Origin of the sequence: Kribbella steppae, assembly GCF_004342025.1 — a bacterium.
Taxonomy (GTDB): Bacteria; Actinomycetota; Actinomycetes; order Propionibacteriales; family Kribbellaceae; genus Kribbella; species Kribbella steppae.
Window position 1 is genome coordinate 1 of the sequence record NZ_SLWN01000019.1, and the last position, 24186, is coordinate 24186.

General features: G+C 68.5%; 17 protein-coding genes. 11 read left to right on the plus strand and 6 right to left on the minus strand.

All coding sequences use genetic code 11. The annotated features are described in order from the left end of the window. Positions 1-493: 493 nt before the first annotated feature. Both EV652_RS38560 and EV652_RS38565 read right to left on the minus strand, forming a co-directional pair. The gene (locus tag EV652_RS38560; RefSeq protein ID WP_132214939.1) at positions 494-2275 is read right to left on the minus strand and encodes an acetyl/propionyl/methylcrotonyl-CoA carboxylase subunit alpha; all 1782 of its coding nucleotides are present in this window, start codon (positions 2273-2275) and stop codon (positions 494-496) included. Between the two features lie 107 nt (positions 2276-2382). Continuing rightward, on the minus strand, positions 2383-2859 hold the full coding sequence (locus tag EV652_RS38565) for a MarR family winged helix-turn-helix transcriptional regulator (RefSeq protein ID WP_132214941.1): 477 nt from the start codon (positions 2857-2859) through the stop codon (positions 2383-2385). A gap of 108 nt (positions 2860-2967) precedes the next feature. Between EV652_RS38565 and EV652_RS38570 the strand changes: the two genes are divergently transcribed. Continuing rightward, entirely contained in the window at positions 2968-3414 is a 447-nt protein-coding gene (locus EV652_RS38570; RefSeq protein ID WP_132214943.1) for a DUF6069 family protein, read from the plus strand. Here the strand turns inward: EV652_RS38570 and EV652_RS38575 are convergent. Further along, positions 3357-3809, minus strand: coding sequence for an Lrp/AsnC family transcriptional regulator (locus tag EV652_RS38575; protein WP_132214945.1), 453 nt, complete (start codon positions 3807-3809; stop codon positions 3357-3359). The genes EV652_RS38570 and EV652_RS38575 overlap by 58 nt on opposite strands. 70 nt (positions 3810-3879) lie before the next feature. On the opposite strand from EV652_RS38575, the gene EV652_RS38580 reads away from it, so the two are divergent. The 3 genes from EV652_RS38580 (at position 3880) to EV652_RS38590 (ending at position 6918) form a co-directional block, all read left to right on the plus strand. Then, positions 3880-4794 carry an SMP-30/gluconolactonase/LRE family protein gene (locus EV652_RS38580; RefSeq protein WP_132214947.1) on the plus strand — a complete coding sequence of 305 codons (915 nt, stop codon included), beginning with the start codon at positions 3880-3882 and terminating at the stop codon, positions 4792-4794. 50 nt (positions 4795-4844) lie between these two features. Then, positions 4845-5774, plus strand: a complete 930-nt coding sequence (locus EV652_RS38585; protein ID WP_132214949.1) for an SMP-30/gluconolactonase/LRE family protein — start codon at positions 4845-4847, stop codon at positions 5772-5774. Between the two features lie 118 nt (positions 5775-5892). Then, positions 5893-6918, plus strand: a complete 1026-nt coding sequence (locus tag EV652_RS38590) for a hypothetical protein (RefSeq protein WP_132214951.1) — start codon at positions 5893-5895, stop codon at positions 6916-6918. Between the two features lie 47 nt (positions 6919-6965). On the opposite strand, the gene EV652_RS38595 is transcribed toward EV652_RS38590, so the two are convergent. Beyond that, positions 6966-8405: an Nramp family divalent metal transporter gene (locus tag EV652_RS38595; RefSeq protein ID WP_132214953.1), complete on the minus strand. Its 1440-nt coding sequence runs from the start codon at positions 8403-8405 to the stop codon at positions 6966-6968. A 99-nt stretch (positions 8406-8504) separates the two neighbouring features. On the opposite strand from EV652_RS38595, the gene EV652_RS38600 reads away from it, so the two are divergent. Next, positions 8505-11525, plus strand: coding sequence for a helix-turn-helix transcriptional regulator (locus tag EV652_RS38600; RefSeq protein WP_132214955.1), 3021 nt, complete (start codon positions 8505-8507; stop codon positions 11523-11525). On the opposite strand, the gene EV652_RS38605 is transcribed toward EV652_RS38600, so the two are convergent. Both EV652_RS38605 and EV652_RS38610 read right to left on the minus strand, forming a co-directional pair. Further along, positions 11497-11931 carry a YdeI/OmpD-associated family protein gene (locus EV652_RS38605; RefSeq protein WP_132214957.1) on the minus strand — a complete coding sequence of 145 codons (435 nt, stop codon included), beginning with the start codon at positions 11929-11931 and terminating at the stop codon, positions 11497-11499. The two genes, EV652_RS38600 and EV652_RS38605, sit on opposite strands and share 29 nt — an antisense overlap. A gap of 9 nt (positions 11932-11940) precedes the next feature. After that, positions 11941-14127 (minus strand): MMPL family transporter, encoded by a 2187-nt coding sequence (locus EV652_RS38610; protein ID WP_242002266.1) that lies wholly within the window; start codon positions 14125-14127, stop codon positions 11941-11943. Between the two features lie 179 nt (positions 14128-14306). On the opposite strand from EV652_RS38610, the gene EV652_RS38615 reads away from it, so the two are divergent. The 6 genes from EV652_RS38615 (at position 14307) to EV652_RS38640 (ending at position 24181) form a co-directional block, all read left to right on the plus strand. Then, positions 14307-15671, plus strand: a complete 1365-nt coding sequence (locus EV652_RS38615) for an MFS transporter (RefSeq protein WP_132214959.1) — start codon at positions 14307-14309, stop codon at positions 15669-15671. A 115-nt stretch (positions 15672-15786) separates the two neighbouring features. Beyond that, on the plus strand, positions 15787-17997 hold the full coding sequence (locus tag EV652_RS38620; protein WP_132214961.1) for a molybdopterin oxidoreductase family protein: 2211 nt from the start codon (positions 15787-15789) through the stop codon (positions 17995-17997). Next, entirely contained in the window at positions 17994-21926 is a 3933-nt protein-coding gene (gene nirB / locus EV652_RS38625) for a nitrite reductase large subunit NirB (protein ID WP_132214963.1), read from the plus strand. The genes EV652_RS38620 and nirB overlap by 4 nt, the downstream gene beginning before the upstream one ends. Before the next feature lie 76 nt (positions 21927-22002). Next, positions 22003-22374: a nitrite reductase small subunit NirD gene (gene nirD, locus EV652_RS38630; protein ID WP_132214965.1), complete on the plus strand. Its 372-nt coding sequence runs from the start codon at positions 22003-22005 to the stop codon at positions 22372-22374. Further along, positions 22371-23498: a uroporphyrinogen-III synthase gene (locus EV652_RS38635; RefSeq protein ID WP_132214967.1), complete on the plus strand. Its 1128-nt coding sequence runs from the start codon at positions 22371-22373 to the stop codon at positions 23496-23498. The genes nirD and EV652_RS38635 overlap by 4 nt, the downstream gene beginning before the upstream one ends. Beyond that, positions 23495-24181 (plus strand): sirohydrochlorin chelatase, encoded by a 687-nt coding sequence (locus EV652_RS38640; protein ID WP_132214969.1) that lies wholly within the window; start codon positions 23495-23497, stop codon positions 24179-24181. The genes EV652_RS38635 and EV652_RS38640 overlap by 4 nt, the downstream gene beginning before the upstream one ends. Positions 24182-24186: the final 5 nt, after the last annotated feature.

The window sequence follows — 24186 nt, forward strand, 5'->3', positions numbered from 1 at the left end:
CGCCCTCATCGCCCTCGCCATGCTCACCCTCGGCGGCTACCGACCACCCCTCCCCGGCCGAAACTGACCCACACATCAGACAGGAGAGCCGGTTAACCCCTCAACTGCACACCAACAGCCGGCCGCTGAAGGCGACCAACGCCCGCAGCCCGAAGGCAGCAGTTCAGCCGCCACCGGCAGCGGCGAACACCCGCCACCGAGCGCAGCTAAACACCCGCCGCCGAAGCGGCTGAGCATCGCCGCATCCACTGACTGACCGGCGGGCCCGCAATTTCAGGGGTTAACCCCCGAGGTTGGGGGTTGTCCACTCTGTATGCGAGGGGGCAACCCACCATTTGAGGGGTTAACCCCTCAAATGCGCACCAATGGCCGGCTGAGGAACGCGGACAGCTCGCGCCGGTCGGCTGGTGGAGGGGACGAAATAGCAGTTGTCGCCGGCAAAGGGGGCAAGCCGGGGGAGGGCTTGCAGGTGGTGGCGGAGGTGGGGGTTGGGTCAGTCTTTGATTTCGCAGAGGATGGCGCCGGCGGTGACGGTGGTGCCTACTTCGGCGGTGAGGGCGGTGATGGTGCCGGACTTGTGGGCGTTGAGGGGTTGTTCCATCTTCATTGCCTCGAGGACGACGATCAGGTCGCCTTCGGCAACGGTCGCGCCTTCCTCGACGGCGATCTTGACGATGGTGCCCTGCATCGGTGACGTGAGTGAGTCGCCGGATGCGGCCGAACCCTTGCCGGAAGCGCCCGCGCGGCGAGTCGGCTTCTTCTTCCCACCTGCCGCACCGCCGGCCGCGACCGCGGATGCGCCGAGACCGGCCGGCAGCACGACCTCGAGTCGCTTACCGCCGACCTCGACCGTCACCTTCTCGCGTTCGGCGGTCTCGACGGGCTCCGCAGTCGGTCCGTCGTACGGCGGGATCTGGTTGTCGTACTCGGTCTCGATCCAGCGGGTGTGCACCTTGAGACCGTCGTCGCCGATGAAGGCCGGGTCCGACACCACGGCTGCGTGGAACGGGATGACCGTCGGCATCCCCTCGACGACGAACTCGCGCAGCGCTCGCCGGGACCGCTCCAGTGCTTGGGTCCGGTCGCGTCCGGACACGATCAGCTTCGCGACCAGCGAGTCGAACGCACCCGGCACCGTCTCGCCTTGGTCGTAGCCGCCGTCGAGCCGCACGCCCGGACCGGACGGCGCGTGCCAGCGGGTCAACGTGCCCGGTGCGGGCAGGAATCCACGACCCGCGTCCTCGGCGTTGATCCGGAACTCGATCGAGTGACCTGACACGACGGGATCGTCGTACCCGAGCTCCTCGCCGTTGGCGATCCGGAACATCTCCCGGACCAGGTCGATCCCGGTGACCTCTTCGCTGACCGGGTGCTCGACCTGCAGCCGGGTGTTCACCTCGAGGAACGAGATCAGCCCGTCCTGCCCGACCAGGAACTCGCAGGTGCCGGCCCCGACGTACCCGGCCTCACGCAGGATCGCCTTCGACGCCGAGTACAAAGTCTCCATCTGCTCATCGGAAAGGAACGGCGCCGGCGCCTCTTCGACCAGCTTCTGGTAGCGGCGCTGCAGCGAGCAGTCCCGGGTGGAGACGACCACGACGTTGCCATGGGCATCGGCCAGGCACTGGGTCTCGACGTGCCGCGGCTTGTCCAAGTACCGCTCGACGAAGCACTCGCCGCGGCCGAACGCGCTGACCGCCTCACGGGTGGCCGACTCGAACAGCTCCGGCACCTCGTCCAGCGTGCGGGCGACCTTCATGCCGCGGCCGCCACCGCCGTACGCCGCCTTGATCGCGATCGGCAGGCCGTACTCCTCGGCGAATGCGACCACCTCGGAAGCGTCCGCGACCGGGTCCGGCGTACCGGGGACCTGCGGCGCACCGACCTTGTCGGCGATGTGCCGCGCCTTGACCTTGTCGCCGAGGGAGTCGATCGCCGACGGCGGCGGGCCGATCCAGATCAGCCCGGCGTCGATCACCGCCTGGGCGAACTCGGCGTTCTCGGCCAGGAAGCCATACCCCGGATGTACGGCGTCCGCACCCGAGCGGGCCGCGACGTCGAGGATCTTGGCGATGTTCAGGTAGGAGTCGGCCGGTGTCGCGCCGTCCAGCGAGTACGCCTCGTCGGCGAGCCGGACGAACAGGGCGTCGCGGTCCTGCTCGGCGTACACGGCGACACTGCCCAGTCCCGAATCGGCGGCGGCGCGGATGACCCGGACGGCGATCTCGCCCCGGTTGGCCACCAGCACCTTGGTGATCTGCTTGCTGTCGGACACAGCTGACTCCCTTCGGCCAGCCTGAGTCTAGGGTCAAGCCGCCCCTCAGCGAGACAGGGCGTTTCTCACATCGTGCCCTGAATCGCCGTGCCCGGGTTGGCCGTGCACTAAATGGCCTTGCCCTGGATCCGGGCGCACTGCTCGGCCTCGTACGCCTTGGCCGCGGTCCGGGCCTTGTCGAGCAGTTTCTCCAGCGTCTCGCGCTCGGACGGGGTGAGCGCCTGCAGGGGCGGAGAGTCGGTGCCGCGGATGTCGTTCATCCGCTCGAGCATGGCCCGGCCCTCCGTCGTCACCACCAGCGTCTTGACCCGGCGGTCCTGCGGGTCGACCTGCCGCTCGACCAGGCCGGCCTTCTCCAGCCGGTCGACGAACGGCGTCACGTTCGACGGGTCGCACCCGAGCATCGAGGCGAGCGCGCGGGTCGGCACCGGACGGTCGGGATCCAGTTGCAGCAGGGATCTGGCGAGGGTGTCGGTCAGGCCGAGGTCGGCAGCGAAGCGCTGGTTGTAGTGCCGCGCCATCCACAGCGAGACGTCCATCACCTGCTGGGCGAGCCCTGCCAGCTGATCCCGTTCCGAAGCCATAGGTCGAGTTTAGCCATGGATCTCGATAGTTGACTTTCTCCAGCATCTGGCCACAAGATTAGTGGAGATTCTCCATCATTGATGATCTCCAGAAAATGAGGACTCCTGATGTCCGCACTAGTAGTCGCGTCTGTCCGCACCCGTCGTACCTCCAGAGCAGCCGCAACCGGATTGGCCGCGGTCGGCGCGTTCCTCGTCTGGCTGGTCGCCGATCCGTTGCTGGGCGTCGACTTCGACGTCACCAGATCCGGTACGACGACAGTCGTCGGCCCGGGCATGGTGATCTTCATGGCGCTCGGCGCCGGCCTGGTCGGCTGGGTGTTCTTGGCGCTGCTCGAACGGTTCACCACGCAGGCTCGCCGGGTGTGGGTGATCACGGCGTCCGTTGTGCTGCTGCTCTCGTTGGTGATGCCGTTCAACTCAGGCGAGATCGCCACCGACGCCAAGGTGTCCTTGCTGCTGATGCACGTGGTCGTCGGCGCGGTGCTGATCCCGCTTTACGCCCGTACGGCGAGTGGGCGCTCGAAGAAGGACTCGAGTACGACGATCGTCTGAGTGCTGGTCACGCCGTTCACTTGATGCAGTGCGCGCAAGGTCGCCTGGAGGTCCTCGGTCGTCGTCGTTCGCACCTTGACCAGGACTGATGCGGGCCCGGCGATGATGTGCGCCTCCTGGACTGCGGAGATGTCCTGCAGCGCGCGCAGTGTCGGCTCGTCGCCCATCCAGGCATCCGTGTCGAGCAGGACATAGGCGAGTACGCCGTTCCCCAGTGCGGCTGGATCGACTTCGACCGTGGTCCGCCGGATCACTCCGGACGCCTTCAGTTTCTTGACTCGCTCGTGCGCCGCCCCCGCGGACAACCCGACGGCTTGACCGAGGGCGGCGTACGACTGGGTGGCGTCATCCTGCAGCCGAGCCAGCAGTTGCCGATCCACATCGTCTATGGTCATGATCACCCTTTACCAAACCTCATCCTATGAAGTACAACGATAACAGGATGAGATTCGACAGGGGAGCACCATGACCATCACGCTGTCACCTCCGCCGCCACGGATCCGGGCCGAGCTCGTCGTCCTCGACGAGCGGTTCCGGAAGATCGCGGGGGACGAGTACGTCGAGTGCCTGTACGACGGCGGTCGCTGGCTGGAAGGGCCGGCGTACGCACCCGCCTGGCGCTGTCTGATCTTCAGCGACATCCCGAGCGACCGGCTGCTCCGCTGGGACGAGGTCTCCGGCCACGTGTCCGTCTTCCGGCAGCCGTCCGGCTATGTCAACGGCAACACCCTTGACCGCGAGGGCCGCCTGATCAGCTGCTCGCAGGGTGACCGTCAGGTCGTCCGGACCGAGTACGACGGCTCGCGCACGGTGCTCGCGTCACACCTGGACGGCCGCCGGCTGAACAGCCCGAACGATGTCGTGGTGAAGAGCGACGGCTCGGTCTGGTTCACCGACCCGCCGTACGGGATCACCTCGAACTACGAAGGGCACGCGGCCGAGCAGGAGATCGACGGCTGCCACGTCTACCGGGTCGGGCCCGACGGGGCGCTGACCGTCGTCGCGGACGACTTCACCCGCCCGAACGGACTCGCGTTCTCCCTCGACGAGTCCCAGTTGTACGTCGTGGACACTCCGGCCAAGCACATCCGCCGCTTCGACGTGGACGGCGACAAACTGCTCGGCGGTGCGGTGTTCGCACCATGCGAGGCAGGTATGTTCGACGGCGTCAGGCTGGACAGCGCCGGCCGAGTCTGGGCGGCAACGCACGAAGGCGTCCACTGTTTCGACCCGGATGGCACCCTGATCGGCAAGCTCCTGCTGCCCGACGTCGTCTCCAACCTCTGCTTCGGCGGCCCCAAAGGCAACCGCCTGTTCATCACCGCGACCACGTCGGTCTGGTCTTGGCTGCTGACCACAACCGGCGCGCCGCGGTGGTGAAGGAATAGGCTTTCCGGCAGACGGGGCAGTCGACTTCGTGAGGAGTGGTGATGACGGGCATTCTCGAGCCGCTGGCTGGTACGGCGCCGGCTGTCTGGCAGAAGCTGGACGACCGGTTCGAAGGCATCCGCGGGGACAGGCTGCTCGAGCGGCTGTGGACCGGTGGGCGGTGGGTGGAGGGGCCTGTGTACTCGCCGGCCGGCCGCTATCTGCTCTGGAGCGACATTCCGAACGACCGCATCCTGCGCTGGGACGAGACGTCGTACCAGGTCTCGATCTTCCGGCACCCGGCCGGGAACACGAACGGGCACACCCTCGACACCGAGGGCCGTCTGGTCAGCTGTGAGCACGGGAATCGCCGCGTCACCCGGACCGAGCACCACGGTGCCGTGACTGTGCTCGCCTCCGAGTACGACGGGAAGCGGCTGAACAGCCCGAACGACGTGGTGGTGAAGCGCGACGGCTCGGTCTGGTTCACCGACCCGGCGTACGGGATCGACTCCGACTACGAGGGCTACAAGGGCGAGATCGAGACGGGTGGTTGCCACGTCTACCGGGTCTCGCCGGACGGCGTGCTGACCCGGGTCGCCGACGACTTCAACCGGCCGAACGGGCTCGCCTTCTCGCTGGACGAATCGTTGCTCTACATCGCCGATTCCGAGGAAGGGACGATCCGGGTCTTCACCGTGGACGGCGACAAGCTGTCCGGCGGCGACCTGTTCGCCGAGTGCGGTAACGGGATCTTCGACGGTTTCCGGCTCGACACCGAAGGCCGCATCTGGGCCTCGGCGGCCGACGGTGTGCACGTCTACCACCCGGACGGCACCCTGCTCGGCAAACTCCTCGTCCCTGAGACCGTCTCCAATCTCACCTGGGGCGGGCCCAAGCGCAACCGGCTCTTCCTCACCGCGACCACGTCGGTCTACTCCCTCTTCACCACCGTCAACGGCGCCCCCGGCCCCTACGGCCCACGCCGCTGACCGTCTCCCTCGGACGAGGGAGACGGTTGGTCCTGGAGATGGATCACGCGGGGGTGGTGTGGATGACAGCGTTCTTCGGGTGGCCCGCGCGAGGCGGGCCGGACCCGAAGGAGTTTGCGTGCGAAGCCCGAAGTTCATCCGTCGATCGGTGGTCGCCGGAGCGCTGGCATTGCTGGTAGCGGCCGGCGCCGCCCCGTCGTCGTCGGCCGCCAATGGTTCCGCGAGTACGAGCCCGGTGATGCGGGTGTCCGGGGCCGGTGGCGGCTACCTGGGCCCGGAGTGGCCGGGGATGGAAGGCGACCCGGTGCGGTTCGAGATCGACGGCCGCGCCACCGACCCGCTGCACCCGTCCGGCTCGTTCCACGTCGTCCACCGCAAGCCCGACGGCCGGCTGCTCGCTGAGTTCAGCGGCCGGATCACCAGCCTGACCGCGGTCGACGAGGTCGCCGTAGTCACCGGCGTGATCGATGCCGCCGAACACCCGGACGTGCCGTTGGAGTTTGTCGGCAAGCCGGTCGCCTTCACCGTGTACGACGGCGGCGAACAGGACCGGATCGGCTGGATGTGGGGCTTCTTCGGCGCCCCGGTGAGCCTGCTCCAGGGCACCGCACCGGTGTTCGCCCTGACCGACGGAGGCTTCCGGGTCGAGGGCGGCCCGCTCCCACGCGGTGCTCAGGGCAACGGTCCGACGGACGCGATGAAGGCCGCGGGCGATGCTCCGACGGTCGCGGTGAAGGCGGCCGGCGACGGTACGACGGTTGCCGCGGTGCTCGGTGGTCCGAGCCCGTCGTCGCGCGGATCGATGCGGTTCGAACTCGCCGCGCACGTACCGGCCGGCGGCGACGCGACGCAGGTCCAGGGCAGCTTCCACTTCCGCGACAGTGGCGCGTCCGAGGCTGACGTCGAGGGTCGGCTCACCTGCCTGGTCGCAGGCGGACCCGTCGCGATCACCACCGGCGTGGTGACGAAATCCAGCGATCCGGCGCAGATCGGCAAGCCGGTGTCGTTCTCGCTCAAGGACGGCAAGGTCGACCGCCTCGGCTGGCTCTTCAGCTGGTCGGCCGCCCAGCCCTCGATCGCCGACTGCATGTCGACCGTCCCGTTCTACGCCCCACAGTGGGGCGGCCTCGTCGTCCAGCCGTAGGAAGAGGACCCGGGTACGACGCCGGCCGGCGTCGTACCCGGGATCGGTCAGAAGTTCTTCTGGATCTGGTCGATGATGGTGAAGACGGCGAGGAAGCCGAACGCCAGGAAGGAGAACAGCATGACCGCGGCGCGGACCGGGGTGATGCGGATCGCCTTGGGCAGGGCGCGGGAGTTCATCCACCACAGCAGGAACGAGTAGAAGAACATCATCGTGCCCGCCGTACAGGCGGAGATCACCAGCAGGACCAGCGGCTGGTCCAGGCCGGCCAGGAGCACGATGATGCCGAAGGCAACCAGTCCCCAGACCAGGCCGAAGTACAGCTTGGACTCGCTCACCGTCGAGGTGCGCAGGTAGCGGGCCTTGATCATGTCCGCGGACAGCCGGGACGTGTAGTCGACGATGCCGGCCGCGGCCGCGAACAGCGAGAACGCGCCGACCGCCCAGAACAGGTAGCCGAACCAGTCGCCGACCAGGGTCTGCAGCGTGGTGCCCTCGATCTTCAGGAAGCTGATGTTGTTCTTGACGTCCGGGTTCCCGTACAGCGTCGCGTGCGCGAGCATCGAGGTGAACACGATGGTGAGGATCGTGATCGCCCCGAAGGTCGAGGCCTGCTCGACGTTGGCGAACTTCCACCAGCGCTTCCAGCGGGCCATGTTCGGTTCGTCGGTGGTGAAGACGTAGCCGTTGGCGGTCGGGTCCGCCTCTTTCTCGCCGGTGATCGGCGAGGTCAACCGCGGCACGTGCACACCCATCCCGAATCCCTTGTCCCGGATCCAGTTGCTCTGCACCAGGTTCTGCCCACCGCCGGCACCGGCGTACGCGATCGCACCCATGATGAGCGCGAACCCGAGCTGGTCGACCGGGAACTGCGGGTCGGTGACCGCGTCGCCGAGCGCGCCGTAGGTCTTGCTCCGGATCGCGAACGCCAGCGCCAGGACGACGAGCAGCGTGACGGCGAGGATCTTGACGAAGATCAACCGCTCCAGCATCACGTACACGACCGGCGCGAAGGTCAGGATCAGGCCGATCACGAGCAGGATGCCGATCGCGATCCAGCGCGGATCGCCGGCCCCGAACAGGTAGGTGAGCATCGCCGCCGAACTGGTCGCCCAGCCGGGCCACATGTTCGCGAAGTACGTCATGATCGCGAAGAACAGGCCCCAGTGCTTCCAGTAGCGGTTGAAGCCGGTCAACGCTGTCTCACCAGTGGCCAGCGTGTACCGCTCGATCTCCATGTTCAGGAACCACTGGATGATCACGCCGACCACGGCGCCCCAGAGGAACACCAGGCCGACCTGGCTGGCGATGTACGGCCAGAGGATGAACTCGCCCGAGGCCAGGCCGACACCGGCGCCGACCATGCCGGGACCGATGATCTTCCAGGCCTTGTTGGGTGGTTCGGGGAGGTCGCGAACCTGCGGTTCCGGCAGGTTCTTGGTCGGCAGTGCGAATCTGCCGGGTTCACGGGTAGTGATGTCTGCCATGGGCTCCTCACTTCCTAAGGCCCCCGCACTATCTCCGGACCATAGCGAATACTGTCGACACGGGCGACCCGACACAGCCGGGCTGGCAGACTGCGGCTCATGAGTGGGGTGACCGTGCTGGTGGCGTCGTACGCCGGGGCCGCGAGCGCTCCCGCGCATGTCCGGCTGGAGGGCCTGGTCGGCACGCTGCCGGGAGAGAAGCTGGTACGGCGTGACGCGGCGGGGCCGGTCGCGGTGTTCGGCGATCCGGCTGAGGCGATCACGGCGACGCGGGCGTTGCGGGTTGCGACGGTCGACGTACCGGCTGGGGAGCTGGTGCGGATCGCCGTACACACAGGCACTGCGACGGGCCCAACGGTGCGGCATGCCGAGCAATTGCTGGAGATCGCGAACCCTGGGCAAACGTTGCTGACGGCATCGGTGCCGGTGCCGCCGGACGAGGTGGCCGACCTCGGGATGCACCGGTTACGGGACCTGGGATCGTCCGAACGCATCTTCGAGCTCACTTCAACTACAGGCAGCCCCACCGCCCAGTTGCGTTCACTGGATCTGGTGCCGAACAACCTGCCGGTGATGTTCACCAGCTTCGTCGGGCGGCAGACCCAACTGGCGGCGGTCAGAACGCAACTGTCCGGAAGTCGGTTGGTGACGCTGACCGGTCCGGGCGGAAGCGGGAAGACGCGCCTGGCCGCACAGGTCGCGGCCCAGTTGGCGGAACGCTGGCCAGACGGTGTCTGGTGGGTCGATCTCGCCGTCGTCACCGAGAGTGCGCAGATTCCCGAGGCTGTCGCGGCGGCGGTCGGCGTACTGGTCGAGACGGGTGACAGCACGCGACTGCTGATCGGGCAACTGAGGGCCATGCGGACGTTGCTCTGCCTGGACAACTGCGAGCAGGTGATCGACGGCGTCGCCGAGTTCGTGCTCGCCTTGCAGACGTCCTGCCCGGAGGTCTCGGTGCTGGCGACGAGCCGGGAGCCGCTGAACGTTCCGGGCGAGGCGGTCTGGCGGGTGCCGGCGCTGGCTCCGGATGAGGCGATGACGCTCTTCACCGAGCGGGCCGGATCGGAGTTTCCCGAATCGGAGCAGGCGATCCGATCGATCTGTGTCCGCCTCGACGGGATGCCGTTGGCTCTCGAACTGGCAGCGGCCTGGGTTCGCACGCTCACCCCGGAGCAGATCGAGGCCGGTCTGGACGACCGCTTCGGTCTGCTCACGCGGAACACCAGGGGAGTGTCAGCGCGACAGCAGACCCTGGCCGCGTCGATCGACTGGAGCCATGACCTGCTCGATCCGGACGAACGGCAGGTCTTCCGCCGGCTCGCTGTCTTCGCCGGCGGCTTCACCCTGGATGCGGCACAGTCGGTCTGCGGCACGTCCGCCGTACTGGAGGTTCTTGCGCGGCTTGTCGACAAATCGCTCGTTGTCGCGGAGGGCGGGCGGTATCGGCTGCTCGAGACGATTCGCGAGTACGCCGGACTGCGGCTGGGCGACTCGGGTGAGCAGGTGAAGGATCTGCACCTCGACCACTTCCTGGCAGCTGCGGAAGCGGCGGAGCCCTTGCTGGACGGGGATCGGGACGCTTGGCGCGGGATGATCGAGCCGGATCGGGAGAACTATCGCGCAGCGCTGGACTACGGGCTGACCACGGATCCCGAGCGTGGCCGGCGGTTGGCGGCTGCGCTGCCGTGGATGTGGAACCTGCGCGCGACCGGTCCGGAGGGGATCGGCTATCTGCGCCGGGCGATCGACTGCGCGCCGGACGAGCGGTCGTTGCTGCAGGCCCGTTTGCTGTACGGGTACGCGACCGTCGCCGACACCGTCGATCCGTTCGGGTACGACGCGGCCGGCCGCGGCCTGGACCTGGCGACCGAGCTCGGTGACGACCGGCTGCGCTCGCTCTTCCTCGCACTTGTGGCTGTCGGCAAGTTCTTCACCGGCTTCCAGGAAGCCTGGGAGCTGACCGAGGAAGGCCGGCGGCTGGCCGAGGGTACCGGCGACGAGGTCGCCCGGGACGCCAATCTCGCATTGCAGTGCGTGCTGCTCGCCTTGTGGGACCGGCACGACGAGCTGTCCCCACTGCTCGAGATCGTGATCCCAGGCCTACTGGCGCGCGGTGAGCGGGGCATTGCGACAACCGTGCTCCTGGTGCAGTCCGAAAGCCTCGCGGCGACCGGAGAGCTGCAGCAGGCCATCGAGGTTGCCAAGCACGCCATCGCGACCGCCGAACCGCTGGCCGACTTCCACCGCGTCGGGACGGCCCGCGGACAGTTGGCGACCTTGCTGGCACGATCCGGTCGTCTCGACGAGGCCTACGAACTGATGCGCCCGCTCCTCGACCTTGTGAATGACGCGGTCGTGCCGAACCTCGGCCACGTGATGGGTCTGCTCTCGTATCGGAGTGGAGACCACAACGCCGCCGTCGAGTGGATGCGGCCCGAGGTGGACCCGGACGGTCCGCTGGCCCAGACGTACGTTCCCGCGATGCTGCTGCCGACGTACGCCGCCGCACTGCACAACCCTGTTGACGTTCTCGAACGCGCGGTGGCGCTCGCCCGTCGCTACAACCTGCCCAGAATCCTTGCCGATGCGCTCGACCAGCAGGGCCGGTCGCTGACCGCCGAGCAGCCGGACCGGGCGGCGGATCTCCTGCACGAGGCGCTGACCATCAGGGTCGACCACGGGCTACGGACCTACATCGTCGACAGCCTGGAATCCCTTGCCCTGCTGGCGAATCACACCAACCGCACCGCCGACGCGGCCCGCCTGGACACCGCGGCGACTGCCATGCGCTCCGAGATGAGGTACGCCGCTCCACCGGACCTACCGACGTTGCCGAGCACCGATGAGCCACCGCTGACGCTGGACGAGGCCGTCGCGCACGTACGTCGTACCCGAGGAGCACGGGGACGTCCGTCGTCCGGGTGGGCCAGCCTGACGCCGACCGAGCGCGAGGTCGTCGCGCTGGCAGTGGAAGGGTTGAGCAATCCGGAGATCGGTGCCCGGCTGTACATGAGTCGCGGCACGGTGAAGACGCATCTCGCTCACGTCTACGCCAAGCTCGGTGTCGCCAACCGCACCGAGCTGGCGTCACTCAGGAAAGCATCTCCAGGGCTTTCGTGATCCGGCGGGCCCGGGTTTCCGGCTTCTTGGCGTCGTTGATCGCGTTCACGTGCTCGCGCCGGTGGCTGTAGCTCAGTGCGTCGAACGCCTTCCGCAGTCCCGCCTCCTCGAGCGCCGCGGCGAGATCCGCCGGCACCTCCACCGTCCGCTCGGCCGTGTCCCGCTCGACCGTCACCGTGACCGGATCGCCGTCACCCTTGCCCAGTTCGGTCCGGATGCTCTTCAGCAACCCCAGCGCCATACACCCGCCCATGGACGCGATCGAGCCGCGATACGCGATGCCGTCGAACGAGGCCTGCACCGGGATCCGCCCACCCCCACCGAGCGCCGCGATTACCTCACCCGGCACCTCCACCCACGCCCCACCGCCGTCATTGACCACGACGATCCCCTCGAACGTCTCCATACGCGCACCCTAGGACGACAGCTTGCTGGGCCACCAGACCTTCTTGCCGATGTCGTAGGCCAGGGCGGGGACCAGGAGGGAGCGGACCACGGTGGTGTCGAGGAGGACGCCGAAGGCGACCATGAAGGCGATCTGGACCAGGAACAGGATCGGCAGTACGGCGAGTGCCGAGAAGGTGGCCGCGAGGACCACGCCGGCCGAGGTGATTACGCCACCGGTGACCGCCAGGCCGATCAGGATGCCCGGTCTGGTGCCCTGTTCCTGCGATTCCTCCCGGACCCGGGTCATCAGGAAGATCGAGTAATCGATGCCCAGGGCAACGAGGAAGACGAACGCGTAGAGCGGGATGCTCGGGTCCGCGCCGGGGAAGTCGAACACGTGGTTGAACATCAGCGCGCTCACCCCGACGGTGGCGGCGAACGAGACGACGTTCGCGACCACCAGTAGGACAGCCGCCACGATCGAGCGCAGCAACAGCATCAGAACGACGAAGATCACCGCCAGGATGGCCGGAATGATCACCAGCAGGTCGCGCTCGCTGGCGTTCAGCACGTCCAGGTTGATGGCGGTGGTGCCGCCGACCAGGATCTCCGGGTTGACCGTGTCCAGCTCCGTCCGCAGGTGTTCGACCACCTTGGTGGCCTCGGGCGAGTCGGCCGCCACCTCCAGCGTGGCCTGGACCAGCACCTTGCCGTCGACAACCTTCGGCGGTACGCCGGGTGCCACCGAGGCGGACGCAGTACCGACACCGTCGACCTGTGCCGCGGTCTGGACCACCTGGTCGGCCTGGGCGACCGGGGTGAGGATCTGGACCGGCGTACCGGCGCCGGCGTCGAAGTGCTTGGCGAGCTCCTCCTGTCCGGTGACGGACTCGACCTTGTCGAGGAACAGGTCTTCCTGCGAGATGCCGTCAGCCTTGAAGGTCGGCAGGAACGCGGCGCAGCCGAGCAGCGCGAGCGCGCTGATCGCCCAGACCTTGCGCGGACTGCGGCCGACCAGCCCGGACACCCGTCCCCACAGCCGCCGGCCGCCGACCTGGTCGCGGGCGTGCACGTGGTCGACCCGCGGGATCGACGGCCAGAAGATCCGCCGGCCGAAGGCGAGCAGGATCGCGGGCAGGAAGCTCATCGAGGAGACCAGCGCGCCGGCGATACCGATCGCGCCGACCGGACCGAGGCCCTTGGTGCTGCCGAGTTGGGAGAGCAGCAGGCAGAGCAGACCGAGGATGACGGTCGCCGCGCTGGCCGCGATCGGCTCGATCGACGCCCGCCACGCGATCCGCATCGCCTCGTACTTGCTGGTGTAGTCGTGCAACTCCTCTTTGTAACGGGAGACGAGTAGCAGCGAGTAGTCGGTCGCGGCCCCGACGACCAGGATGAACAGGATGCCCTGACTCTGACCGTTCAGTTCCAGGACGCCGTTCTTGGCCAGCGGATAGACGACCAGCGCGGCCAGGGCGAGACCGAAGACGGCGGTCAGCAGCACCGCGATCGGCAGGATCGGGCTGCGGTACACGATCAGCAAGATGACGAACACCACCGAAAGCGCGACGCCGAGCAGGATTCCGTCGATCCCGCCGAAGGCGACGACGAAGTCCGCGAACACCCCGCCTGGACCGGTCACGTAGACCTTGAGACCAGTGGGTGTGAGGTCTTGCTTGATCTCGGTCCTCATGGTGTCGGCGACGGCGAACAGCACTGTCTCGCCTTCGGTGACCACCTCGTCGGCGCGGTCGCCGTCCAGTTCGACCGTGAGTAACAGGGCCTTCTTGTCCTCCGACGGGATCACCGTCTTGGCGGGTGCGGCGAGGTAGTCACCGATCGTCTTGCCGTTGCCGAGGTCCAGCGTCGGCACCTTGGCGAGGAACTCGTTGGCGTTGGCCAGGTCGGCCGGCGTGATGCCTTCGTCGCGTTCGATCAGGACGAAGTACGGCAGCGCGGTGGAGTCGACGAACTTGGCGGACTCGTTACTGACCAGCGTGGATTCGGCTTGTTTCGGAAGGAAATTGGCGTTGTCGTTTTCCTGGACCTCACTCAACTTCCCGACCGTCGGGCCGCCCAGCGACCCCAGCACCAACCAGGCGATCAGTACGGCGGCGATCCCCGCCCGCCAGGCCCAGCGCCCACCGGACCGCCCGCCCCGGCTGGTCCCGGTCTCCAGACCTGCCTGGTCGGTGGTCTGCCCAGTCTGTTTCAACGTTGTCCCCTCGCCATCGGTACCCGCACAGTACCCAGCCGCCGGGCTTCTTCTCTCACTGCCCGGCGGTGGGTGTGCGGGAGCCGTTTCGGCGGCGTAACAACAAGATGACTACTCGGAAACACCCCGGTCATAGCGTCCTGGCCTAATCAGTGAGGCCGGATGATCGGAGACTAACGATGACGCTCGAGGCACGACCGGACGTCACCACCCGCGACGGAAGCGGCGCGGTGGGGACTGTCGAGGCGCCGCGACGCGGACGCTGGATCGATGTCTGGGATCCAGAGGACGCGACGTTCTGGGCCGAGAAGGGCCGTGCGGTCGCGCGGCGCAACCTGTGGCCGTCGATCTTCGCCGAGTTCCTCGGCTTCTCCGTCTGGCAGCTGTGGAGCATCGTGGTCGTCTCGATGCCGAAGGCCGGCTTCACCTACAGCACGAACCAGCTGTTCTGGCTGGTCGCGCTGCCGAGCCTGGTCGGTGCGACGCTGCGGCTGCCCTACACGTTCGCGGTACCGCGGTTCGGCGGCCGGAACTGGACCATCGTGTCCGCGCTGCTGCTGCTGATCCCGACCATCGGGCTGTCCTACTTCATCACCCAGCCCGACACGCCGTTCGTGCTGATGGCGCTGGTCGCGGCCACCGCGGGTGTCGGCGGCGGCAACTTCGCCAGCAGTATGACGAACATCTCCTTCTTCTACCCCGAGAAGGAGAAGGGCTTCGCGCTCGGAATCAACGCGGCCGGTGGCAACCTCGGCGTCGCCGTGGTCCAGCTGGTGGTGCCGGTGGTGATCGTGCTCGGCGCCGGGCTGTCGCTGAACCGGGCCGGCCTGCTCTGGATCCCGCTGATCCTGCTGGCCGCCTTCCTGGCCTGGAAGGTGATGGCCAACCTGTCCGTCGCGAGCTCCTCGTTCCGCACCTCGATCGCGGCGGCGAAGCGGCCGCACACCTGGATCATCTCGTTCCTCTACATCGGCACCTTCGGCTCGTTCATCGGCTTCGGGGCGGCGTTCCCGCTGCTGATCAAGACCAGCTTCCCCGAGATCACGGTGTCCCACGTCGCCTTCCTCGGTGCCCTGGTCGGCTCGGTCGCCCGCCCGTTCGGCGGGAAACTGTCCGACAAGCTCGGCGGCGCCTGGGTGACGGTCTGCGCCTTCGTGGTGATGGGCGTGGGCATCCTGTCGGCGATCGTGTCGCTGAACGCGGGCAGCTTCACCGCGTTCCTGCTCAGCTTCCTGGTCCTGTTCGTCGCCAGCGGCGCCGGCAACGGGTCGACGTACCGGATGATCCCCGCGGTGTTCCGGCTGACCACCCTGGACGACCCGGGCCGGGCGAAGCGCGAGGCGGCGGCCTGCATCGGGATCGCCTCCGCGATCGGTGCGTACGGCGGCTTCCTGGTCCCGCGTGGGTTCGCGATGTCCACCAGCAACTTCGGCTCGCTGATCCCGGCGCTCTACGTGTTCTGTGGCTTCTACGTGGTCTGCCTGGCCGTGACCTACTTCTGCTACCTCCGCAAGGGTGGCCCGCTCAGCCGGGAGCGCGTGTGACGGTGTTGAATGCCGCGCTGCCGCGCGGCCGGTCATGGGGCTTTGACTCCCGGCCTTCCCTCGTCACTCCAGTCGTTTCGCTCCCTGCGCTCCTCAGTCCAGGCCGGGAGGCCCCATGACCGGAGTCCCCACCCACTGCCCGTACTGCGCCCTGCAGTGCGCCACCACCCTGCACCCGGTCGACCGGCCGGGTGCAGTGGAGGTGCGGCCCCGGGACTTTCCGACCAGCAAGGGTGGCCTGTGCCGCAAGGGCTGGACTGCTCCCGAGGTGCTGACCGTGCCGGACCGGCTCACCACGCCGCTGGTCCGGGACGCGGCCGGCAACCTGGTGGAGACGAGCTGGGACGAGGCGCTCGACTTCGTTGCCGACCGCATCCGGTCCCTGCAGGCCGCGCACGGCAACGACGCGATCGCCGTCTTCGGTGGCGGTGGACTGACCAACGAGAAGGCGTACGCGCTGGGCAAGTTCGCCCGGGTGGCGCTGAAGACCGCGAACGTGGACTACAACGGCCGGTTCTGCATGTCCTCCGCGGCGGCCGCGACGAACCGCGCCTTCGGGATCGACCGAGGGCTGCCGTTCCCGCTGGCCGACGTGGCCGGAGCCGGTGCCGTCCTGCTGGTCGGCAGCAACATCGCCGAGACGATGCCGCCGGCGGTGTCGCATCTGGAAGGCGTACGGGACTCGGGTGGGCTTCTGGTCGTCGACCCGCGCCGTACGGCGACCGCCACGCTGACCGAGGACGGCGCCGGCATCCACCTCCAGGCGACGCCCGGGACCGACCTGGCCCTGGTGCTCGCGCTGACTCACGTCGTACTGCAGGAAGGTCTTGCCGATACGGCGTACCTGACCGAGCGCACCGACGACCCGGACACCCTGTTCCGCTCGACCGCCTCGTGGTGGCCCGAGCGGGCGGAACGCGTGACCGGCGTACCGGCCACGACGATCCGGCGTGCAGCGCGGGCGCTGGCTGCCGCGGCACCCGTGCACGGTGGCGCCGGAGCGTTCATCCTGACCGGTCGCGGCGCAGAGCAGCACAGCAAGGGCACCGACACCGTGACGGCCTGCATCAACCTGGCTCTGGCGCTGGGACTGCCCGGTCGCCTCGGTAGCGGCTACGGCTGCATCACTGGTCAGGGCAACGGACAAGGCGGCCGGGAACACGGTCAGAAGGCTGACCAGCTTCCCGGCTACCGCAGCATCGCCGACCCGGCAGCACGGGCCTATGTGGCTGGCGTTTGGGGCGTGGACCCCTCCGACCTGCCGGGGCCCGGTAAGAGTGCAGTCGAGCTCATCAACGCCCTTGGTACGACGGACGGCCCTAAAGCACTGCTGGTCCACGGCAGCAACCTGCTCGTGTCGGCACCGCGACTGGCCTCGGTGCGGGAGCGGCTGGCCGCTTTGGACCTGCTGGTGGTGGCGGACGTCGTACCGTCCGAGACCGCTCTGCTGGCGGATGTCGTCTTCCCGGTCACGCAGTGGGCCGAGGAGGAGGGCACGATGACCTCGCTCGAGGGCCGGGTCATCCGCCGCCGGGCTGCTATCGCGCCGCCAGGTGATGTCCGCAGTGACCTGGCAGTCTTCGCGGGTCTTGCTGAACGGCTTGGCAGTGCTCAAGGCTTTCCGACCGACCCGGCCGAGGTGTTCGAGGAGTTGCGGCTTGCCAGCAAGGGCGGCAAGGCCGACTACTCGGGCATCACCTGGGACCGGATCGACGCCGGCGAGGCGCTCTTCTGGCCAGTGCCGGCCGAAGGCCACCCGGGTACGCCGCGGCTGTTCGCGGACTCCTTCGGTACGCCGGACGGCCGCGCGCACGTAGTCCCGGTCGACCACCGGCCGGTCGCGGACGACCTGAACGCGGCGGCGCCGATCTACCTGATCACCGGTCGGTTGTTGCAGCACTACCAGAGCGGGGCCCAGACGCGCCGGGTGGTGGAGCTGGAGGAGGCCGAGCCCGAGGTGTTCGCCGAGATCCACCCGCGGGTGGCCGCGCAGCTGGGGATCTCCGACGGGCGCCCGCTCCGGCTGCGCACCGCGCGCGGTTCGATGGTCCTTCCGGCCCGGGTGACGGCCGACGTACGTCCGGACACGGTCTTCGTGCCGTTCCACTACGGCGGCGCCGGCGCGGTCAACGAGCTCACCAACGACGCTCTCGACCCGGTGTCCCGGATGCCCGAGTTCAAGGCCTGTGCCGTCGAAGTCACAGCTGTGCTTTTGGCCGGGCCTTCGGCGCCGGCAGGGTCATGGGGCTTTGACTCCCGGCCTTCCCTCGTCGCTCCAGTCGCTTCGCTCCCTGCGCTCCTCAGTCCAGGCCGGGAGGCCCCATGACCGACCAGTTGATGATCATCGGAGGTGGCATGGCCGGCCGACGGCTGGCCGGGCTGCTTCCGTCGTACGACGTGACCGTCCTCGGCGACGAGGGGTCGTACAACCGCGGCAGGCTGACCGAGTACGTCGCCGGTCGCGCGGCCGAGCCGGTGATCGGCGATGAAGTGCAGTCGATCGCGGCTCGGGTAGACCGAGCGCGGCGCGTGGTCACCGATGTCGAGGGTCGCGAGTGGGCGTACGACCGGCTGGTGCTCGCGACGGGCGCGACCCCGGTCGTTCCGAAGGGTGTCCCCGACGCGCCGGGAATCCACACCCTGCGGTCCGCGGCCGACGCCGCGACGATCGTTGCAGAGGTTTCGCAAGTACGTCGCGCTGTCGTGCTCGGCGGCGGTGTTCTCGGAGTCGAGACGGCGTGCGCACTGCGCGAGCGCGGTGTTGCGGTGACCCTGGTCCACGACGGCGAAACCCTGCTGGACAAGACGATCCGGCTCACCGCCGGCCGACGGATCACTCGCGCGGTGCGTGAGCTCGGGGTCGAGGTCCTGCTCAACACGACCGTCGAGGGCACCGACCTGCGCAACGAGCGGTTCCGGGCGCTGCGGTTGCGCGGCGGCCGGCAGGTCTTCGGCGAGCTGCTGGTCGTTGCCTGCGGAGTGCAGCCGCGGACGAATCTCGCCGCCGGCCTGCCGATCGGACCGGCCGGCGGCATCGTCGTCGACCAGACGCTGACGAGTCCCGGCGACGCGCGGGTGCACGCGATCGGCGACTGCGCCGAGATCGACGGCCTCGTCACCGGCACGGTGGCGTCGGCCTGGGCACAGGCGGAATCGCTCGCGGCCAGGCTGGACGGTCGGGGCGACGGGCCGGTCGAACCGGCCCCGCCGCTGCCGGACTACGACGTCGTCCGGCTGACCGCGGGCGGGCTCGATGTGCTTGTCCTCGGCAACAAAGAGGACGAGGGCGAGGTGGTGCGACTCGAGGACGGTGAGCGGTACGTCCGCGCCGTACTGCGGGACGGGATCGTGCGATCCGCTGTCGCGGTCGGTGCGCCCGACGTGGCCGCGGAGCTCGTGCTACTGGCGGACCGGGGTACGCCGGTCACCGCCGTCGGGTTGCTGGCGACTCCCGACGTACCGACGAAGAAGGTGGCCACCGTCTGCAGGTGCAACGGGGTTACCAGGGCCGCGCTCGAGGCGGCCTGGCGTGGAGGTGCCGACAGCGTCGCCGGCATCGCCGCGAAGACGCGGGCGACGACCGGGTGCGGCAGTTGCACCGGCGCCGTCGGCGATCTGCTCGACCGCTTCCGCCGCGGCGAGACCGAACCAGTTCCGACCAGGAGGGCGACGATGACAGAGCTGAACAAGGCCCGGCACGTAGTGGTGGTGGGCGGAGGGATGGTCGCTCACCGGTTGGTCGAGGCACTGCGTTCCCGCGACACCGAGATCCAGTGGCGGATCACCGTGCTGGCCGAGGAGCCGCGGCTGCCGTACGACCGGGTGGCATTGACCAGCTACTTCTCCGGCCGCGACCCGCACGACCTCGCGTTGGGCGACCCGGAGCTCTGGGACGACCCCGCCGTGACGCTGCGCAAGGGCGTGCAGGTCACGTCGTTCGACAGTTCGGCCAAGGTCGTGACGACCACTCGTGGTGAGCGGATCGAGTACGACGAACTGGTCCTGGCGACAGGCTCGTCGGCGTTCGTACCGCCGGTGAAGAACAGCGACGCGCAGGGCTGCTTCGTCTACCGCACGGTCGACGACGTGGCCGCGCTCCGGGTGTACGTCGAGCGGCTGAAGAGCGAGGGCAAGGACGTCCACGGTGTCGTGGTCGGTGGAGGTCTGCTCGGTCTCGAGGCAGCTGGTGCGCTCCGAGCCCTCGGTGCGGCGACCAAGGTGGTCGAGTTCGCGCCGCGGCTGATGCCGCTGCAGGTCGACGAGGGCGGCGGCAGTGCGCTGGCCCGGCTGATCCGCGGCCTGGACGTCGACGTGATGACGGCGACCCAGGTGACCCGGGTCAAGCTCACCTCACAGGGTGCGGCGCGGGCGATGGCCGTTGCCGAAGGCTCCGACCTGCCGGCCGACGTGGTCGTCTTCGCGACCGGTGTCCGGCCGCGGGACGAGCTCGCCCGGGCGGCCGGCCTGGCCGTCGGCGAGCGCGGCGGCGTCGTGGTCGACGAGGCCTGCCGTACCTCGGTGCCCGGGGTCTGGGCGATCGGTGAGGTCGCCTGTATCGAAGGCCGGGTCTGGGGATTGGTTGCCCCCGGCTACACGATGGCCGAGATCGTCGCCGACCGGCTGCTCGGCGGCGAGGCGACGTTCCCGGGTGCGGACACCTCGACGAAGCTGAAGCTGCTCGGTGTCGACGTGGCCAGCTTCGGCGATGCCTTCGGTACGTCGGAGGGCGCGCTCGACATCGTGTACGCCGACCCGATCGCGGGTGTCTACAAGAAGCTCGTGCTGTCCGATGACGCGCGCACCTTGCTCGGCGGCATCCTGGTCGGCGACGCGTCGGCGTACTCGGGCCTCCGCCCGATGGTCGGTCGCGAGCTCGGTGCGGACCCGGCGGCGTTCCTGCTGCCCGAGGGCGCCGGGCCGGTCAAGCTCGAGCTCCCCGACGACGCGGCCGTCTGCTCCTGTAACAACGTCTCGGCCGGGACTATCCGATGCGCCGTACGGGACGAGGGCTGCAGCGACATCAAGTCGGTGTGCGGCAAGACCAAGGCCGGCACCAGCTGCGGGTCCTGCCTGCCGATCGTGAAGAACCTGCTCAACAGCGAGCTGACCAAGGCCGGTGTCGAGGTCAGCAAGGCGTTGTGCGAACACTTCGCGCTGTCCCGGGCAGAGCTGTTCGACGTCGTCCGGGTGACCGAGCTGCGCACGTTCAGCGAGATCGTCGAGCGGCACGGCACCGGTCGCGGCTGCGACATCTGCAAGCCGGTGGTCGCCTCGATCCTGGCCAGCCTGGACCCGGCCGGTCACGTGCTCGAAGGCGAGCGGGCCACACTGCAGGACACCAACGACCACGTGATGGCCAACATGCAGAAGGACGGCACGTACTCCGTCGTCCCGCGGATCCCCGGTGGCGAGATCACCCCGGAGGGCCTGATCACCATCGGCGAGGTGGCCCGCGACTTCGGCCTCTACACCAAGATCACCGGCGGTCAGCGGGTCGACCTGTTCGGCGCAAGGATCGAGCAACTGCCGGCGATCTGGAAGCGGCTGGTCGAGGCCGGCTTCGAGTCCGGGCACGCGTACGGGAAGGCGCTGCGGACGGTGAAGTCGTGTGTCGGCTCCACCTGGTGCCGGTACGGCGTACAGGACTCGGTCGGGATGGCGATCGCGCTGGAGCTGCGGTACCGCGGGCTGCGCTCGCCGCACAAGCTCAAGCTCGGTGTCTCCGGCTGCGCCCGGGAGTGCGCGGAGGCGCGCGGCAAGGACGTCGGCGTGATCGCGACCGAGAAGGGCTGGAACCTGTATGTCGGCGGCAACGGCGGAATGACGCCGCGGCACGCCGAACTGCTCGCCTCGGACCTCAGCGACGAGGAGCTGTTCCAGGCGATCGACCGGTTCCTGATGTACTACGTCCGCACCGGCGACCGGCTGCAGCGGACCTCGGTCTGGATCAACGACATCGAGGGTGGGCTGGACCACGTCCGCGACGTCGTCCTGAACGACAGCCTCGGCATCGCCGCCGACCTGGACGCCGCGATGGCCAAGCACGTCGACGCCTACGTCGACGAGTGGCGCGCCACCCTGAACGACCCCGACAAGCTGGCCCGGTTCGTCTCCTTCGTGAACGCCCCGGACCAGCCCGACGCCGACCTGCGGTACGTGGTCGAGCGCAATCAGCCGCGGCCGGCCACCCCGGCAGAGCGCGGACAGCTGGAGCCGGTGCTGCTGGCCGGACCCCGATTGGAGGTACGTCAGTGAAGGAGCGAAGCGAGTTCACCATCAAACACAGCGTGCTTCGTGCCTCATCCGCGCCCGGAGCGAAGCGAGGACGTGGATGAGTGTCACTGCGATGAGCCAGACGGTGGTCTGCCGGTACGACGTACTGCTGCCGGAGCGAGGGGTCGCCGCGTTGATCGGAGACGTCCAGATCGCGCTGTTCCGCACCCACGACGGGTCGGTGTTCGCCATCGGCAACCAGGACCCGTTCAGCGGTGCGAACGTGATGTCGCGCGGCATCGTCGGCAGCCGGGGCGACGTGCAGACGGTGGCGTCGCCGATGTTCAAGCAGGTCTTCGATCTGCGCACCGGGCAGTGCCTGGACGACCCGGCGGTGTCGCTGCCGGTCTATCCCGTGGAAGTCGTCGACGGACAGGTGCTGGTGGACCTGACCGGGGCGGTCGGGCGGGGAAGGAATCCAACACCGTGAACAGTAAGCCGGGCCCACTCAGTGGCTGCACGATCGCGATCACCGCGCACCGCCGCGCGGAGGATCTGATCGCCTCGTTCGAGCGTCGCGGCGCGAAGGTGCTGCACGCGCCGACGCTGCAGATCGTGCCGGTCGCTGACGACCACGCTCTGATCGAGGCGACCCGTCGGGTGATCGCCAACCCGCCGGACGACGTCGTCGTCACCACCGCGGTCGGTTTCCGTGGCTGGATCGAGGCGGCCGACACGGCCGGGCTCGCCGCGGACCTGCTGGTCACACTGGAGCAGTCGCGCATCCTCGCCCGCGGTCCGAAGGCCCGGGGCGCGATCCGGGCCGCCGGACTGGTCGAGCACTGGTCGGCCCGGTCGGAGACGACCGCCGAGGTGGTGGAGTGGCTCCGCGATCAAGGGGTCGACGGGCGGAAGATCGTCGTACAACTTCATGGATTGTCGGACCCCGGTCTTCAGGATTCGCTGCGGACAGCTGGGGCGTCCGTACGTGGACTCGAGGTGTATCGCTGGGGTCCGGCACCTGACCCGGTCGTGGTCGAGCGGATGATCGGGCAGATCTCCTCTGGTGCAGTGGATGCAGTGGTGCATACGTCGGCGCCTGGCGCGCAGGCCATGCTCGACGCTGCGGCGCTGTCCGGGCAGTACGACGCTCTGGTCACGTCCCTGCGGACAGGGCGGGTGCTGAACGCGTGTGTGGGTCCGGTGACGGCTGTGCCCTTTCACACCTTGGGATTGGAGCCGTTGGTGCCGGACCGATTCCGGCTCGGCGCGTTGATCCGGATCGTGACTGATCGACTGACGGACGACAACGCGCGGTCGATCGAGACGGAGTTCGGGCAACTGGTGATTCGTGGTGGTGCGGCGGTCCTGGACGGAGTGGTGCTGCCACTCGGTCCGGGGCCGCGCGCCGTACTGGCCGCTCTGGTCGCGGCCGGTGGTGATGTGGTGTCGCGACCGGAGCTGCTCGCGGTACTTCCTGGAGCTGAGGACGTACACGCGGTGGAGGTCACGGTGAACAGACTCCGTACGGCGGTCGGTCGGCCGGAACTGGTCCGAACGGTGGTGCGACGCGGCTACCGCCTGGCGGTCGAACCAGCCGGGGTCGCATCATGACGGTCGACCTGATCGCTGCGGCCCATGGAACAGCGGATCCTCGGGGCATCCGTGAGGTCCACGAGTTGGTCCGCTTGATGGCTCGGCAGTGCCCCGACGTACCGATGTCGCTCGGCTTCGTGGACGTCGACGTACCAGCTCTGCCCGGCCTGGTCAGCCGAGTAATTGCCGACAGCAACCAGGCCGTCGTGGTGCCACTGCTGCTCTCGAGCGGCTACCACGTGTACGTCGACATCGCCGCCGAGGTCCATCGCCGCCCCGGCCGCGTCGACGCCGCCCCCGCCCTCGGCCCCGACCCGGTCCTCGCCGAAGTCATGGCCGACCGCCTGGGCGACCTCAGCGGGATCGACCATGTCGTCATGGCCGCCGCCGGCTCCTCCGACCCCCGAGCCCTGTCTGACTGCACCGAGACGGCCGGATTGCTCGAGGCCCACATCAACCGCCCGGTCCAGGTCGGCTACATCTCCGGCGCCGGCGAACACCTGTCCTCAGTCCTGGCTCGCACCCCAGGCCGAGTAGCCGTAGCCACCTACCTCCTTGCCCCCGGCTACTTCGCCGACAAGGCCCACCGCCTGGCTGCAGGCCGCCACGTCAGCCCACCCTTAGGCGCTGACCCCCGGATAGCCAGTCTCGCCCTCCGCCGCTACCAGAGCGCCCGAAGGGCTGTCGCCGTCGCCGTATAGTGCGT

Coding starts and splice junctions, on each gene's coding strand:
- EV652_RS38640 (WP_132214969.1), top strand. CDS start 23,495: ATGACGGTCGACCTGATCGCTGCGGCCCATGGAACAGCGGATCCTCGG.
- nirD (WP_132214965.1), top strand. CDS start 22,003: ATGAGTGTCACTGCGATGAGCCAGACGGTGGTCTGCCGGTACGACGTA.
- EV652_RS38580 (WP_132214947.1), top strand. CDS start 3,880: ATGACCATCACGCTGTCACCTCCGCCGCCACGGATCCGGGCCGAGCTC.
- EV652_RS38615 (WP_132214959.1), top strand. CDS start 14,307: ATGACGCTCGAGGCACGACCGGACGTCACCACCCGCGACGGAAGCGGC.
- EV652_RS38570 (WP_132214943.1), top strand. CDS start 2,968: ATGTCCGCACTAGTAGTCGCGTCTGTCCGCACCCGTCGTACCTCCAGA.
- EV652_RS38565 (WP_132214941.1), bottom strand. CDS start 2,859: ATGGCTTCGGAACGGGATCAGCTGGCAGGGCTCGCCCAGCAGGTGATG.
- EV652_RS38595 (WP_132214953.1), bottom strand. CDS start 8,405: ATGGCAGACATCACTACCCGTGAACCCGGCAGATTCGCACTGCCGACC.
- nirB (WP_132214963.1), top strand. CDS start 17,994: ATGACCGACCAGTTGATGATCATCGGAGGTGGCATGGCCGGCCGACGG.
- EV652_RS38620 (WP_132214961.1), top strand. CDS start 15,787: ATGACCGGAGTCCCCACCCACTGCCCGTACTGCGCCCTGCAGTGCGCC.
- EV652_RS38585 (WP_132214949.1), top strand. CDS start 4,845: ATGACGGGCATTCTCGAGCCGCTGGCTGGTACGGCGCCGGCTGTCTGG.
- EV652_RS38600 (WP_132214955.1), top strand. CDS start 8,505: ATGAGTGGGGTGACCGTGCTGGTGGCGTCGTACGCCGGGGCCGCGAGC.
- EV652_RS38605 (WP_132214957.1), bottom strand. CDS start 11,931: ATGGAGACGTTCGAGGGGATCGTCGTGGTCAATGACGGCGGTGGGGCG.
- EV652_RS38575 (WP_132214945.1), bottom strand. CDS start 3,809: ATGACCATAGACGATGTGGATCGGCAACTGCTGGCTCGGCTGCAGGAT.